The sequence below is a fragment of the Bacillus sp. FSL W8-0223 genome (genome assembly GCF_038006805.1).
In the GTDB taxonomy this organism is placed as follows: domain Bacteria; phylum Bacillota; class Bacilli; order Bacillales; family DSM-4216; genus Bacillus_O; species Bacillus_O smithii.
This window is the reverse complement of sequence record NZ_JBBOVX010000001.1, coordinates 2,247,720-2,262,957: the sequence shown is the minus strand read 5'-3', so window position 1 is coordinate 2,262,957 and position 15,238 is coordinate 2,247,720. Positions and strand designations below refer to the sequence as shown.

Annotated in this window: 16 protein-coding genes; all 16 read left to right on the top strand. The window is 41.5% G+C overall.

Annotated elements, in window-relative coordinates:
* The first annotated feature begins 3 nt into the window (after nucleotides 1-3).
* The 16 genes from NST81_RS10965 (at nucleotide 4) to NST81_RS10890 (ending at nucleotide 15,145) form a co-directional block, all read left to right on the top strand.
* Nucleotides 4-357 (top strand): nucleotide pyrophosphohydrolase, encoded by a 354-nt coding sequence (locus NST81_RS10965; RefSeq protein WP_048623557.1) that lies wholly within the window; start codon nucleotides 4-6, stop codon nucleotides 355-357.
* Nucleotides 344-1,144 carry a 4-hydroxy-tetrahydrodipicolinate reductase gene (gene dapB, locus NST81_RS10960; protein ID WP_048623556.1) on the top strand — a complete coding sequence of 267 codons (801 nt, stop codon included), beginning with the start codon at nucleotides 344-346 and terminating at the stop codon, nucleotides 1,142-1,144. Before NST81_RS10965 ends, dapB begins: the two co-directional genes overlap by 14 nt.
* Before the next feature lie 12 nt (nucleotides 1,145-1,156).
* Nucleotides 1,157-1,561, top strand: a complete 405-nt coding sequence (gene mgsA / locus NST81_RS10955) for a methylglyoxal synthase (RefSeq protein WP_340404330.1) — start codon at nucleotides 1,157-1,159, stop codon at nucleotides 1,559-1,561.
* Nucleotides 1,562-1,723: 162 nt separating this feature from the next.
* On the top strand, nucleotides 1,724-2,854 hold the full coding sequence (gene bshA / locus NST81_RS10950; RefSeq protein WP_327824228.1) for an N-acetyl-alpha-D-glucosaminyl L-malate synthase BshA: 1,131 nt from the start codon (nucleotides 1,724-1,726) through the stop codon (nucleotides 2,852-2,854).
* A gap of 13 nt (nucleotides 2,855-2,867) precedes the next feature.
* The gene (locus NST81_RS10945) at nucleotides 2,868-4,058 is read left to right on the top strand and encodes a CCA tRNA nucleotidyltransferase (RefSeq protein ID WP_270583540.1); all 1,191 of its coding nucleotides are present in this window, start codon (nucleotides 2,868-2,870) and stop codon (nucleotides 4,056-4,058) included.
* Nucleotides 4,043-5,014 carry a biotin--[acetyl-CoA-carboxylase] ligase gene (locus tag NST81_RS10940; protein ID WP_048623552.1) on the top strand — a complete coding sequence of 324 codons (972 nt, stop codon included), beginning with the start codon at nucleotides 4,043-4,045 and terminating at the stop codon, nucleotides 5,012-5,014. Before NST81_RS10945 ends, NST81_RS10940 begins: the two co-directional genes overlap by 16 nt.
* Before the next feature lie 264 nt (nucleotides 5,015-5,278).
* On the top strand, nucleotides 5,279-6,118 hold the full coding sequence (gene panB, locus NST81_RS10935; protein ID WP_048623551.1) for a 3-methyl-2-oxobutanoate hydroxymethyltransferase: 840 nt from the start codon (nucleotides 5,279-5,281) through the stop codon (nucleotides 6,116-6,118).
* The gene (gene panC, locus NST81_RS10930; protein ID WP_003355114.1) at nucleotides 6,115-6,966 is read left to right on the top strand and encodes a pantoate--beta-alanine ligase; all 852 of its coding nucleotides are present in this window, start codon (nucleotides 6,115-6,117) and stop codon (nucleotides 6,964-6,966) included. Before panB ends, panC begins: the two co-directional genes overlap by 4 nt.
* A 13-nt stretch (nucleotides 6,967-6,979) precedes the next feature.
* Nucleotides 6,980-7,363 (top strand): aspartate 1-decarboxylase, encoded by a 384-nt coding sequence (gene panD / locus NST81_RS10925; RefSeq protein ID WP_003355113.1) that lies wholly within the window; start codon nucleotides 6,980-6,982, stop codon nucleotides 7,361-7,363.
* Between the two features lie 193 nt (nucleotides 7,364-7,556).
* Complete coding sequence (gene dinG / locus NST81_RS10920) at nucleotides 7,557-10,364, top strand: ATP-dependent DNA helicase DinG (protein WP_341029874.1); 2,808 nt, start codon at nucleotides 7,557-7,559, stop codon at nucleotides 10,362-10,364.
* 355 nt (nucleotides 10,365-10,719) lie between these two features.
* Complete coding sequence (locus NST81_RS10915) at nucleotides 10,720-10,890, top strand: YpmA family protein (protein WP_003355111.1); 171 nt, start codon at nucleotides 10,720-10,722, stop codon at nucleotides 10,888-10,890.
* Nucleotides 10,891-10,903: 13 nt separating this feature from the next.
* Nucleotides 10,904-11,380 carry a cell wall elongation regulator TseB-like domain-containing protein gene (locus tag NST81_RS10910; protein ID WP_048623548.1) on the top strand — a complete coding sequence of 159 codons (477 nt, stop codon included), beginning with the start codon at nucleotides 10,904-10,906 and terminating at the stop codon, nucleotides 11,378-11,380.
* Nucleotides 11,381-11,512: 132 nt separating this feature from the next.
* The gene (gene asnS, locus NST81_RS10905) at nucleotides 11,513-12,805 is read left to right on the top strand and encodes an asparagine--tRNA ligase (RefSeq protein ID WP_048623547.1); all 1,293 of its coding nucleotides are present in this window, start codon (nucleotides 11,513-11,515) and stop codon (nucleotides 12,803-12,805) included.
* Between the two features lie 316 nt (nucleotides 12,806-13,121).
* Entirely contained in the window at nucleotides 13,122-13,811 is a 690-nt protein-coding gene (locus tag NST81_RS10900; RefSeq protein ID WP_048623546.1) for a DnaD domain-containing protein, read from the top strand.
* A gap of 145 nt (nucleotides 13,812-13,956) precedes the next feature.
* A complete protein-coding gene (gene nth, locus NST81_RS10895) occupies nucleotides 13,957-14,643 on the top strand; it encodes an endonuclease III (protein WP_040341728.1) in 687 nt (228 codons plus the stop codon).
* A complete protein-coding gene (locus NST81_RS10890; RefSeq protein WP_048623544.1) occupies nucleotides 14,609-15,145 on the top strand; it encodes a YpoC family protein in 537 nt (178 codons plus the stop codon). The genes nth and NST81_RS10890 overlap by 35 nt, the downstream gene beginning before the upstream one ends.
* Nucleotides 15,146-15,238: the final 93 nt, after the last annotated feature.

The window sequence follows — 15,238 nt, the reverse complement described above, 5'->3', positions numbered from 1 at the left end:
AAAATGAGGAAAACGATGGCCCAAATTCAGGAAGAAGTGGACCAATATATTAGCCAGTTTAAAGAAGGCTATTTCAGTCCTTTAGCCATGCTTGCTCGATTAACAGAAGAGCTTGGTGAACTGGCCAGAGAAATCAATCATTATTACGGAGAGAAACCTAAAAAGCCAAGTGAACAAGCAAAGACAGTGGAAGAAGAACTGGGTGATTTATTATTCGTTCTTGTTTGTTTGGCGAATTCTTTACATATTGATTTGGAACACGCGCATGATGTTGTGATGAATAAATTTCAAACGAGAGATAAAGACCGTTGGACAAAAATCAAAGCAGAGGAGGATGCGGATAATGGAAACCATTAAAATCATTGTAGCGGGTCCGAGAGGAAGAATGGGAAGTGAAGCCGTTCAGCTTATTCAACGCACGGATCATTTTGAACTGGAAGCTGTCTTGGATCATAAATATAATGGCATTCTGCTAAGTGAATTAGAAGGTTTTCAAGGAATCGATGTACCGGTATACAACGATGTAGATGAATGCTTGCAAAAAACAAAAGCTGATGTATGGATTGATCTAACGGTTCCGGAAGCCGGATTCCTACATACCAAAAAGGCGCTTGAATATGGAGTGCGTCCGGTTGTCGGAACAACTGGATTTACAGAAGAACAGCTGGAAGAGTTAAAAGAACTTGCCAATTCGAAGCAAATTGGCTGCATTATTGCACCTAACTTTGCCATAGGTGCTGTACTTATGATGAAATTTTCACAAATGGCTGCCAAATATTTCTCAGATGTTGAAATTATTGAACTTCACCATGATCAGAAATTGGACGCGCCTTCAGGAACAGCTGTGAAAACCGCTCAAATGATTTCAACTGTCAGGGAGCAAAAACAGCAAGGGCATCCAAATGAAAAAGAAACCATTTCAGGGGCAAGAGGTGCCAATATCGATGGCATGCATATTCACAGCGTACGTCTTCCGGGCTTGATTGCGCATCAGCAAGTTATGTTTGGGTCGGAAGGACAAACGCTGACGATTCGCCATGATTCCTACAATCGTGCTTCCTTTATGTCAGGAGTAAAAGTAAGCGTCGAAACCGTTACGAAATTAAATGATTTTGTCTATGGGCTTGAAAATATTTTGGAATAGGGGCAATGTGAGATGAATATCGCATTGATCGCTCACGATAAGAAAAAGGACGATATGGTCAGATTCGTCCTTGCTTATCGTGATACGTTTGCAAAACATACTTTGTACGCCACCGGCACGACAGGCTTAAGAATTCAAGAGTCAACGGGGCTTAAAGTTCATCGTTTTCAATCAGGTCCTCTTGGAGGGGATCAAGAAATTGGAGCGATGATTGCCAAGAATCAAATGGATTTAGTTTTTTTCTTCCGGGATCCTTTAACGGCCCAGCCTCATGAACCTGATGTTTCTGCATTGATCAGGCTTTGTGATGTTTATTCCGTACCGCTGGCGACCAATATGGGAACAGGCGAAGTTTTGATTAGAGGTCTTGAAAAAGGAGACATCGATTGGCGCAATTTATATAGAAACAAGCATTGATAGGAAAAACGCCGTTGCGAGTGTCGTCCTTTCTTCTTCCATCCAACTAGAAGGACAAGAAAAAAGGGTTTTTTTCATTAGGATGAAACCAATACAATCGCCTAGCCGCCGATCGATGATGGAAATCGGCGGCCATTTCGCGAAAAAGGAAGGGGGCAAGAAATGAGGTTGAAAATTGGAATCACTTGTTATCCAACAGTTGGCGGTTCAGGAGTTGTGGCGACAGAACTCGGTAAACTATTGGCAGAAAAAGGGCATGAAATTCATTTTATTACTTCGAGTGTCCCTTTCCGTCTGAACCGAATGTATCATAATATTTATTTTCATCAAGTGGAAGTGAGCCAGTATTCCGTTTTTCAATATCCGCCATATGATATCGCATTATCCAATAAAATGGCCGAAGTCATGCGGAGAGAAAAATTGGATATTCTTCACGTTCACTATGCCATCCCTCATGCGGTTTGTGCCATACTAGGGAAGCAAATGGCCGGATCAAACAGTAAAATCGTCACTACATTGCATGGTACGGATATTACTGTTTTAGGCTATGACCCTTCTTTAACCGATGCTATCCGTTTTGGCATCGAACGTTCTGATGCTGTCACAGCGGTTTCCAATGCACTTGTTCAGGAAACATATCAATTGATCCAGCCGGAAAAGGAGATCATTCCCATTTATAATTTTATCGACGAAAGAATTTTTAAAAAGATTTCATCCAGCCATCTGAAGGAAGAGTACGGAATTCGCTCTGATGAAAAAGTGATTATCCATGTTTCCAATTTTCGATCCATCAAACGGGTGCCGGATGTTGTTAAGGTATTTGCCCGCATTTTTGAGAAGATGCCTGCGAAACTTCTTCTTGTCGGAGACGGACCGGAAATGACGGTCGTGAGTAAATTAGTCAGCGATTTAGGTTTGGATGAGGGAGTTTTCTTTTTAGGAAAACAAGATAATTTAGAAGAACTATACTCTATCAGTGATTTAATGCTTTTGCTTTCTCAAAAAGAAAGTTTCGGGCTGGCGTTGTTGGAGGCAATGGCGTGCGGAGTTCCTTGCATCGGAACCAATGTCGGCGGAATTCCGGAAGTGATTCAAAACGGCGTGAACGGGTTTATTTGTGAGCCGGGAGATCTTGCGGATATCGTCCAAAAGTCTCTGTACCTTTTGGAAAACAGCGAAATTCATAGGCAATTTTCTGAAAGGTCGGTTTTAACGGTCAAACAAAAATTTTATTCACAGAAAATTGTCAACCGTTATGAATCCATCTATTTGAGTTTGCTTCAACAAGACTAGGCAGGTGAAAAAAATGAATGACACACTTTTTCAAAAGGCTGTTCCTTTGTTGGAAAGATTGGAGCAGGCTGGCTATGAAGCCTATTTTGTCGGGGGATGCGTCCGCGACTATTATTTAGGAAGGTCGATCAGCGATATTGATATTGCCACATCTGCTTTGCCTGAAGAAGTGAAAGAAATTTTTCCAAATACAGTGGACGTGGGAATTGAACATGGGACTGTTTTAGTCCTTCACAATGGCGAAGGATATGAAGTGACAACCTTCCGGGCAGAATCGGATTACAAAGATTTTCGCCGGCCGGAAAAAGTCGTTTTTATACGGTCTTTATATGAAGATTTAAAGAGAAGAGATTTTACGATGAACGCTATGGCGATGGACCGCACTGGGAGAGTAGTGGATCCTTTTAATGGTAAGGAAGCAATCCGACACCGTCAGATCGTCACTGTGGGTAAGGCGGAAGAACGATTTTCAGAAGATGCTCTTAGGATGATGAGAGCGGCCCGATTTGCCAGCCAGCTTGGGTTTGATTTGGAAGACGGCGTATTTACGGCCATATGCCGCAATGCTGGTTTAATGCAGCATATTGCGGTGGAAAGAAAACGAAATGAGTTTGAAAAACTCATTTCAGGGCGCTTCCGAAAAAAAGGTTTGAAGTTATTACTGGAAACGGGATTGTATATTTACTTGCCTGGTCTTGAATCAAACGAAAAAGAGCTGGAAAAAATGTTGACCATTGACTGCACTTCTTTAACGCTACAGCAAATGTGGCTTTTAATTGCTGTTTTGGTTTCCGGGGATAAACCTGTCGAGTTTTTGAAAGCATGGAAACTCCCTTCCAAAACGATAAAATATTTGTTAAGCGGGTTGACTTGGATGAAAAAAAGGCGAGAAACACCATGGACGCAGTGGGATGTATACGATGCGGGACTTTCCGTTGCCGTTGATGTTGAAAAAGTTCATTCTGTCCTTTACCAAGATGAAGATATGACGGAACAGATTCAGACTCTTTATGAGAATCTTCCTATCAAACATCGAAAAGAACTAAGCGTAAACGGTCATGACTTATGCATGTGGTTTCAAAAAAAGCCGGGACCATGGCTGAGAGCCTGTCTGGAAGAGATCGAGAAAGCCGTTTTAGATCAAAAAACGAAAAATGAGAAAGAAAAAATAAAGGAGTGGCTGAAGAGGTGCAATCGGTTGTAAGAACGAAGCTGTTAGAAGCATTTTCGAAAGCCGAAGGTGAGTTTCTTTCCGGCCAAGAACTTGCTGACATCATTGGGTGTTCAAGAACTGCGGTATGGAAACATATGGAAGAACTTCGGAAAGAAGGATTTGAATTGGAAGCCGTTCGCAAAAAGGGTTACCGTATCATCAGCATGCCTGACAAAGTGACAGCCAATGAAATTCTTCTTGGGCTCAAGACAAGATTTATGGGCAGAAAGATCGTTCATAAGGAAACGGTTGATTCTACTCAAATAGAAGCTCACCGCCTTTCTCAGGAAGGTTGTCCGGAGGGGACAGTTGTGATCGCGGAAGAACAAACGGCCGGGCGTGGACGCATGACAAGAGAATGGTATTCGCCCAAATCATCAGGAATTTGGATGAGCATTATTTTGAAGCCAACACTGCCTCCCCAACAAGCTCCGCAATTTACCCTTCTGACGGCTGTTGCTATTGTGGAAGCCATTGAAGAGATAACCGGTTTGCAGCCGAAAATCAAATGGCCTAATGATATTTTAATCAACGGGAAAAAAATGACGGGGATCTTAACAGAACTTCAAGCGAACGCTGACCAAATTTATGCGATCATTATCGGAATCGGCATGAATGTCAATCAATTGCAATTCCCGGATGAGTTAAAGAACATTGCCACCAGTCTTGCCATAGAAAAAGGCGAAAAAGTTTTCCGACCGAAGTTAATTCAAAGGATTTTAGAAAAGCTTGAACAGTATTACGATCTCTATTTAAACGAAGGGTTTGCTCCCATTAAAGCGTTGTGGGAACAATATGCCATATCCATCGGAAAACATATAAAGGCGAGAACGATTACAGGAGTGATAACAGGAAAAGCTCTTGGCATCACCGATGAAGGAGTATTGCAGCTTCAGGATGCGAACGGAACGATACACAACATCTATTCTGCAGATATCGAAATTTAAAGAGTGATATTTACTGTCTGATTGGCCGAGAATGTTTTGGTAGGCAAGAGTTGCGTATTTTTGGTATAATTTGAATGGGCAGTATCCAAGACGCGAACTGCACCTTGCGTAAATCAATAAAATGTTTGTCTGCCTTGATCCATAGTGACAGGGACAGAGGGTCGAAACAAATAAGTGGAAAACGAGTCCTTCTGTCGAAGGGCTTTTTATTTTGCAGTAAGTCTTCTGTTTCGTCCCCTTCCCAATAAAAAGGAGGATGGGAACGTGAAAACGACCGCTGATTTTTTGAAGATGAAGCAAAATCATGAAAAAATTGCGATGATTACGGCCTATGATTATCCGTCTGCCAAATTGGCGGAAGAGGCTGGAGCCGACATTTTGCTCGTCGGCGATTCTCTTGGTATGGTGGTGCTGGGATACGATTCGACTGTGCCGGTCACTCTCGAAGATATGATCCACCATACAAAAGCGGTAAAACGAGGAGCAAAAGATACTTTTGTCGTGACGGATCTTCCGTTTTTAACGGCGCATCTTTCCCGTGAAGAAATTTTGAAAGCGGCAGGACGAATTATGCAAGAAGCGGGTGCACAAGCCGTTAAGGTGGAAGGCGGAGAAGAAATAGCTGAATCCGTTGCTGCCTTGACGAAAGCGGGTATACCGGTGGTCGGGCATATTGGGCTGACCCCTCAATCTGTCGGAGTACTGGGCGGCTATAAAGTTCAAGGAAAAACGGCGGATCAAGCGAAAAAATTAATAAAAGACGCGAAACAAATTGAAGCGGCAGGCGCTTTTATGATCGTATTGGAATGTGTTCCTTATCAGCTGGCAGAAGAGGTGACAAAAGAACTGACGATTCCGACGATCGGGATCGGAGCCGGCAGTGAAACAGACGGGCAGGTTCTTGTCTACCACGATGTTCTACAGTATGGGGTCGATCGATTAGCGAAATTTGTAAAGCCGTATGAAAATTTGAATGAAGCGGCGAGAAAAGGGATCAAAGATTATGTAAAAGAAGTAAAAAAAGGCGAATTTCCTGATCGAGATCATTCTTTTACGATGAAGCAGGAAGAGCTTAGTCATTTGTATGGAGGAGAACGCTCATGAAAGTTTTTACAAAAATAAAAGACATCCAAGAATTCCTCTCCGAGCAAAAACGAAACGGGAAGACCATTGGTTTTGTTCCAACGATGGGCTATCTGCATGAAGGGCATTTATCGCTTGTGAAAAAAGCGACTGCAGAAAATGATCTGACAGTGATGAGCATTTTTGTGAATCCTATTCAATTTGGCCCGAATGAAGATTTTGAGCGGTATCCTCGCGATTTTGACCGTGACCGAAAACTGGCTGAAGACAATGGCGTTGATGTTCTCTTTCACCCGTCTGTGGAAGAAATGTACCCTGAAGAATCTATCGTTCAAATGAACGTCAAAAAACGAAAAGATGTTTTGTGCGGACGTACTAGAAAAGGACATTTTGACGGCGTCGTTACCGTTCTCACTAAACTGTTTCATATTACAATGCCGGACAGAGCTTATTTCGGATTGAAAGATGCACAGCAATTTGCGATTGTTCAAGGATTTGTGGCGGATTTAAACTTTCCGATCGACATCATCGGCGTAGAAACGGTTCGGGAAGAAGACGGTTTGGCTAAAAGTTCCCGAAACACGTATTTATCCGCACAGGAGCGGAAGGAAGCTCCTGAAATTTATCAAGCGCTGCTGAAAGGAAAAAAAGCCGTCGAGAATGGGGTAGATGACCCTGCGGAAATCGTCCGATTGGTATCCGATCATATTCGCCAAAACACGGGCGGAGAAATCGACTATGTGGAAGTCCTTTCTTTCCCTGAATTGGATCCGCTTGAGAGAATAAAAGGAAAAGTGATCATTGCCACAGCCGTACAATTTGCGTCAGCACGATTGATTGATAATGTGATACTAGATTTGTCTCGTTAAGGGGGAAACAAAAATGTTTCGTACATTAATGAACAGCAAAATCCACCGCGCCACTGTTACAGAAGCCAACTTAAATTATGTCGGCAGCATTACCATCGATGAAGACATATTGGATGCAGTTGGAATTGCTGTTAATGAAAAAGTGCAGGTCGTGAACAATAATAATGGTGCAAGACTAGAAACGTACGTTATCCCGGGTAAAAGAGGGAGCGGAGTCATTTGCCTAAATGGGGCGGCGGCAAGACTTGTTCAGCCCGGGGACACGGTCATTATTATTTCCTATGTTTTAGTTCCAGAAGAGAAAGTCAAGGAACATTCACCGAAAATCGCTATTATGGATGAGAATAACCGGATCGCTCAATTGATCACCGGCGAAAAAGAAGCGACTATTTTATAGTTTTTGACATGAAATAGTGGGTTGGCCCCTTTTAAAATCATTAGAATAGGAGATCTTTGATTCTATCCTATTTCTTGATGGAGGGGGCCGGCCTTTTTATTTTGCGGACATATGACTGACATCATCGGAATTCTTATGGTAAACTTGAAAAAAGATTGGCAAGTTTCACTTTAGAAAAAAGGTGTGCTCTTAGATGTTACCACAACGATTTGTAGTAGTTGATTTAGAGACAACGGGAAATTCTCCGAAAAAAGGGGATCGAATTATACAAGCATCCCTGGTGATTATTGAGCGTGAGCAGATTATTGATCAATATACAACCTTTATCAACCCGGAGACGGCCATTCCCGCCTTTATTGAAGAATTGACGGGAATTCACGAGGATCTGGTAAAACAAGCACCGCTGTTTTCAGAGGCTGCTCAAAATATTCGTCCGCTTTTGGATCATTCGATTTTTGTTGCTCATAATACCGCTTTTGATTTAACGTTTTTACAAACAGAATTGGAAAAAGCGAACTTTCCGCTATTTAACGGGCAGACAGTAGACACGGTGGAGTTGGCCAGATTTCTGTACCCCACGCAAGACAGTTATAAGCTGTCCGATTTGGCGGAAGAACTGGGAGTTTTGCATTCAAGGCCTCACCAAGCTGACAGCGATGCTTATGTGACGGCGGAAATTTTACTTTTGATGTTGAAAAAGCTGAAGTCATTGCCGTATGTCACGTTAAAAAAATTGCATCAGCTTTCTTCTCATTTAAAATCGGATATTTCCACGGTTATACAAGCGGTGCTGGATGAAAAAGAACAATCGATCGAGTCTTTGCCGGAAGATTTGGAAGTCTATCGAAATATCGCCTTGAAAAAGAAAAAAATACAAAAAAGAGAAGACCTTCTCTACGACGTGATGTATCCCTCTTCTCCCAATGAAAAAGCAGAATATATGAAAGAATTCCCCCAGTTTCAAATAAGAGAAGCTCAATTTGAAATGATGGATTGCGTTTATGAAACGCTGGACTCTTCAAATCATGCTTTCATTGAAGCGGGAACAGGGATCGGGAAATCGCTAGCTTATTTATTGCCTGCCGCTTTTTACAGTAAACAGCATAAGGTGCCGATTGTGATTAGCACGTACACAACGGTGCTTCAAGAACAGCTGATGAATAAGGATTTGGTGCTATTGAAGGCGATTTTGCCATTTTCCGTTCAAACGGCCGTTTTAAAAGGACGCAGCCATTATATTGACTTGTTTCAATTTGAAAATAGCCTGAACGACGAAACGAGCAATTACGATGAAGCGTTGACTAAGATGCAGATTTTGGTTTGGCTGACGGAAACGACCACCGGGGACAAAAATGAATTGAATTTATCCTCCGGCGGTGAACTATATTGGGCTCGCATTAAGCAAGAAGATATATTTTTGAACCGCTCCAAAAACCCTTGGATGGAAAAAGATTTTTATTTGCATGCGAGAAAACAGGCGCAACAAGCCGATATTATCGTGACCAACCACGCCATATTGGCAAAAGACTTGTTTTCTGATCAAAATTTGATCTCTGATTACAATCAAGTCATTATAGATGAAGCCCATCATTTCGGGAATGTACTCGGAGACCAGATGGGAACTGAAATAGATTTGCGAGCATTGAAATGGATGTATCAACAGATCGGAACGATGGAGCAAAAACAACTGTTCTTTCAATGCGAAGAATTGCTGAAAAAGCACGGAAAAGAGGCAACGATTCATTTCTTTGAAACCGATCATGATTTACACCAAATTGCTTTTGAAATGAACGAATGGATGAATGCCGCTTCCGCCTTTTTCCTTCACTTGGCGAAAAAGAAGCCTAACAGTTGGAATAAAGTACAGATTCGAGTTGGCGAACAAGAACGAAAAATGAAATATTGGAAAGAATTACTCTATTCAACCGAAAGATTGTATGAATTGATGAAAATGATTCATCATAGTTTGCAAGAAAGACTAATGTTGGCCAAAAAGCTGGAAACAGACTTGACTTTGGATGAAGCGGCGATGATCGAAAAGCTGTATGACTTGCTTGAAAGCTGGAAAAAGTGGATGAACGATCTCAAGAATGTAATAATAGAAGGATCGAAGCAGCCGGCTGTCATTTGGATGGAAGGCGATGTCCGAATGCCGCAAAATCATTTGAAAATTAAGTGCCGTCCCGCCGGCTTAGATCGAATACGGATGGAACAATTTATCGATGGGAAAAAAAGCGTCATTTTTACATCCGCCACTTTATCGGTAAATCGTTCATTCCAACATTTCGCTGAGGAACTAGGGATTCCGGAAAAAAGGTTTCGACAAGCCATCTTTCCTTCCCCGTTTCATTATGAAAAAAATTGCAAGCTGATCATTCCTAATGATGTTCCTGAAATTCAGGATGTAACAAGCGAGAAATACGTGGAAGTATTGGCGGATTATTTAAGTGCTGTCGCGGAAGCTACGAATGGTAGGATGCTTGTTCTTTTTACATCCTATGATATGTTGAAGAATACGTATCTTTTGATGAAGGAAAGCGGACTCCTCGAAGATTTTGTTTTAATTGCCCAGGGAATTACGAATGGAAGTAAAGTGAGATTGACTCGCCACTTTCAAAAATTCGAAAAGGCGATTCTTTTTGGCACTAGCAGTTTTTGGGAAGGGGTTGATATTCCGGGAGAAGATCTTTCTTGCTTGGTTCTCGTTCGGCTTCCTTTCACTCCTCCGGATGATCCGCTCTTTCAAGCAAAAGGAGAGGCACTTAGAGCAGAAGGAAAAAATCCGTTCTACCATTCTTCTCTCCCGCAAGCGGTCATTCGTTTTAAACAAGGGTTTGGCAGGTTGATGCGAACAGAGCGAGATCGGGGAATCATTATCGTATTTGACCGTAGAATCACTACGGCTCGATATGGAAAAGCGTTTATACAATCGATTCCGAAAGTACCCATTCTCCATGCTTCTTTGCCGGAAGTCATTCAAGTCATTGAAGATTGGCTTTAAAAAACCCTTTTGGAGCGTCAAGCCGAAGAGAAAAACTTCGGTGGATTGGGGGGAATGTGCGCGGGAGGATTCTTTTATTCGGTGGAGGATGGATAATAGAGAATTCCGCGTGAACACCTTGAAGGGTAAATGGAACGATGGGCAGTATTGCCGTTTCATGGTCTTGAACGAAGATCCGCCATGCAAAGTGCAATGGCCGACATTTTTTATGAATATTGGTTACTGATTTTTTCAAGATTCTTGTTATAATGGTATTCGGAATAAACAATCGCTAGCGGTGTCGCTGGAAGAGTGTGTCTTTCGTTCGGTTCGAGACCACTTCTTTCGAAAAGCAAAAAAGTATTGGAGGTTTCGAATGGAGAGCAAAATTGAGGTTCTGCAGACAGTGATGATCAATTATCATCCCGATTTGTACAAAATTGTCGATGCTTTGAATCGAACATTAAAGCGAAAAGATTTAATGTTCGGATTGGCGTTGGATCCAAATGATCCGAAAAAAGCTGTTTTTACAATATATCGTACCTGAATGAAGTGATACTATGAAAAAAGTTATGATGATAATCGCAATTATAGCGGTGGTGGTTTTAGCCTTTTCCACCTATATTTATGCAAGTGCTAAAAAGCCTTATCAAAAAGCGGAAGAAGAAGCGTTGAAAGTAGCCAAAGACCACGGAATCATTTCGACTGTGGATAAATTCTATTTATACAACAGTAAGAAAACGTATTATGTGCTGATCGGCGAAAATAAAAAGCATGAAAAAATGGTAGCTTGGATTCCGAAACAGCGAAAAGATAAAATCCTATATGACAAATATTCGAATGGGATTTCCGAACAAAAAGCGATAGATAAACTATATCAAGATGAGAAACCGGCAAAACTTTTATCTGTGCATCTCGGCATGGAAGAAGTCGGACCGGTATGGGAAATGGCTTATTTGGATAAAGAAGGGGACTTAAATTATTACTATGTCCTTTTCAAAAACGGCAAATGGTGGAAGAAAATGACCAATATTTAAGGCGGTGCCTGACCCCCTTTACGCTTTAAAGCGTGAAGGGGGTCAGGCACCATTGATTGACTGAAGTGGGAAATGTATAATAGAGAGCGAATGGATTTGAACGTTGTGGTACTGCTTGGAGGGAATGTATACATGAAAAGTACAATTTCAGAAGTGAGTCAATATATTGGCCAAGAAGTAACCATTGGTGCTTGGCTATCAAATAAACGTTCCAGCGGAAAGATTGCTTTTTTGCAATTGCGTGATGGAACGGGATTTATTCAAGGAGTCGTAGTGAAAAACGAAGTGGAGGAAGAAGTCTTTCAAAAAGCGAAATCTTTATCACAGGAAACGTCGCTTTACGTAACAGGAATTGTTCGAGAAGACGCCCGGTCTCCATTTGGTTATGAGTTACAAGTGAAAGACATTCAAGTGATCCATGAGGCAGTCGATTATCCGATCACCCCTAAAGAACATGGAACGGAATTTTTAATGGATCACCGCCATTTATGGCTCCGGTCGCGGAAACAACATGCCGTTATGAAAATCCGTAACGAGATTATTCGAGCTACATACGAATTTTTTAATCAGAAAGGTTTTGTGAAGATTGATCCGCCGATCTTGACAGGAAGTGCACCGGAAGGAACAACGGAGCTTTTCCATACAAAATATTTTGACGAAGACGCCTATCTGTCTCAAAGCGGCCAACTTTATATGGAAGCAGCCGCGATGGCTTTTGGAAAAGTATTTTCTTTTGGTCCTACGTTCCGGGCTGAAAAATCGAAAACACGCCGCCATCTTATTGAGTTTTGGATGATTGAACCGGAAATGGCCTTTTATGAGCATGAAGACAGTTTGAAATTGCAAGAACAATATGTATCCTATATCGTTCAATCCGTGCTGAAAAATTGTCAATTGGAATTAGGACGTTTAGAAAGAGATACGAGCAAACTGGAAAAAGTGCAAGCGCCTTTCCCACGCATTACATACGATGAAGCGATAGAACTTCTTCATGAAAAAGGATTTCAAGACATTGAATGGGGAGAAGATTTTGGGGCACCCCATGAAACCGCTATTGCCGAGCACTTTGAAAAACCGGTCTTTATCACTCATTATCCGGCTAAAATAAAACCTTTCTATATGCAGCCTGATCCTAACCGACCCGAAGTAGTTCTGTGCGCTGATTTAATCGCACCGGAAGGATACGGTGAAATTATTGGCGGATCAGAAAGAATTCATGATTACGATCTGTTAAAGAAACGCCTTGAAGAATATCACTTGTCGCTTGATGCTTATCAATGGTATTTGGACTTGAGAAAATACGGTTCTGTCCCTCATTCAGGGTTCGGTCTAGGATTGGAAAGAACAGTTGCATGGATTAGCGGAGTGGAACATGTACGTGAAACGATTCCGTTCCCACGCTTGCTGAATCGTTTGTATCCTTAATGAACAAAAAGATCATCCATCTTAAAATATCAGTCTGAATGAAAGAGAAGGCTGTCAGCATTTCTTTATTTTCCATTGAAGAAATGGGAGTTTTAGAAATGCTGACTGTGATGAGAAACCACATTTTCATTTTATGATGATGTGGTTTTTTCATTTGTGATTTTCAGGTGAGCAGACCTACATATATAGCCAGCACGCGGATGAAGAGAAGAAAGCGATCGAATGGAAAAACGTTTTACATTATGACATCATGCTAGGGGGATTTACATTCTCTTTCTGCTATCCCCATGCTATACTATTGATTGAGGTGTCCGAAATGGATCAAAAAGAGCTGATGAAATTTTGGTTGGAAGAAGGAACGGTGAATGTTTCCAAGTTGCTTCTTACCCATTATACGAGATTGAATTTGACGGAAACAGAATTGGTGTTGCTTTTGCAGTTAAACCGTTTCATAGAAAAAGGAATCCACTTTCCTACGCCGGAAGAAATTTCGGATACAATGACCATTTCTGCAGCAGAATGCGCACGTATACTGCGAAAACTTGTTCAAATGCAATATATTGCCATTGAAGAAGGAGAAAAGCCCGGCTACGAAAGGTATTCTTTGCAGCCGCTTTGGGAAAAATTTTTGGATGTCCTATTGATGGAAAAAAGAAAAGAAGAGCTTCAAAAAACATGGGATCATGAGCAAGATTTGTACTCTTGCTTTGAGCAGGAATTCGGCAGACCCCTTTCGCCGTTAGAGTGTGAAACACTTGCGATTTGGATCGATCAAGACGGCCATACTCCCGTCATGATTAAAGCGGCTCTTCGAGAAGCGGTCATATCAGGGAAATTGAATTTCCGCTATATTGATCGAATTTTGTTTGAATGGAAAAAACAAGGAATACAATCCATCGATCAAGCAAGAGAATACAGCCAGCGTTTTCGACAAGGAAAACAACAAACCACTCAACCTAAAAAATCCCATAAAGCTGTTCCTTTTTATAATTGGCTGGAGAAATAAACATGTTTTTTCATCATTGCCCATTTTCAAAACGGTTAAAAAGAGAGCGTAAAGGACAGGACCGTAAAAGTATTTTTGTTCGGCATCCGTACAATCTTACGGACAATGGGTCAGTCTATTTTTAGAGAGAAAGGCGGTGACGATGATGTTGACAAAATCGCAAATTCGCTACTGTTTAGACGTAATAGCCAAAATGTTTCCCAATGCGAAAGGGGAACTGAATCACCGAAATCCATTCGAGCTGCTGATCGCTGTAGTGCTGTCTGCCCAGAGCACCGATGCGCATGTTAATAAAGTCACAAAATCATTATTTCAAAAATATAAAAGACCGGAAGACTATGTTCGTGTTCCGTTAGAGGAGCTGGAACAAGATATTAGATCCATCGGGCTTTATCGCACTAAGGCAAAAAACATTCAAAAATTGTGCAAAATACTTATCGAGAAACATCAAGGGCAAGTACCGGAAACGAAAGAGGAACTGATGGAATTGCCCGGAGTTGGAAGGAAAACCGCGAATGTCGTCGTTTCGATTGCTTTCGGACAGCCGGCCATAGCGGTGGATACTCATGTGGAAAGAGTGAGCAAGCGATTAGGAATTTGCCGCTGGAAAGATAGTGTGTGGGAAGTGGAACAAACTCTTATGAAGAAGGTTCCGAAAGAGGAATGGTCCATCACTCATCATCGGCTTATTTTTTTTGGACGGTATCACTGCAAAGCGCAATCGCCGAAATGCGAAGAATGCCCGTTATTGTCTTTGTGCCGTGAAGGAAAAAAAAGAATGAAGGGGAAGAAAGGGCTTGAAGAAGCAAAGAGAACTACCGAAGGAGCTTGAGGACGATTTTTTCTTTTTGCGCTCAAAACCGTTCGATGAAAATCAAGCACCGTTATCAGCAGCAGAACTGGAGAAATTTCCTTATTTTCTTTTTGAGTTGTCTTTTTATTGGAATAGTCCAATAGAAGAGTACCCTTGGGAAAATCCAGAAAAATCGATTCCGATTTTATTGAACAAATGGGAAAAAATTCGAGAAGGGTTAGAAAGAAAATTCTCCAAAAGAGAAAAAGTACTTAAAAGCGAGATGAGGGCAGGAATAGCGTTGTTTTTTATGTTGATGTTTTGGAGCAATTCTGCGCCGGTCGAACTTAGCAATTGGAAAGAGAAAATGGATGGATTTTATGCTAAACCCGTAAATGGAGCTGAACGGCTTCAATTTATTATGGAAAGGCCAAATAGTTATCCTGCTTTCAGGCAATTGGATGAACTGTTTACAGAACAGTATAAGCAATATGCTAAAATGGCTACTATTCAAAAACGGAAACAAAAAGAAGCAAAGTAAAAGGACTACTCCTTCGTTTTCACAGTATCTTGGAAGACGTAAGATCATTGTGAAAAGCAAGAAGGGGTAGTCCTTTTTTTGTCATTTCTCTTG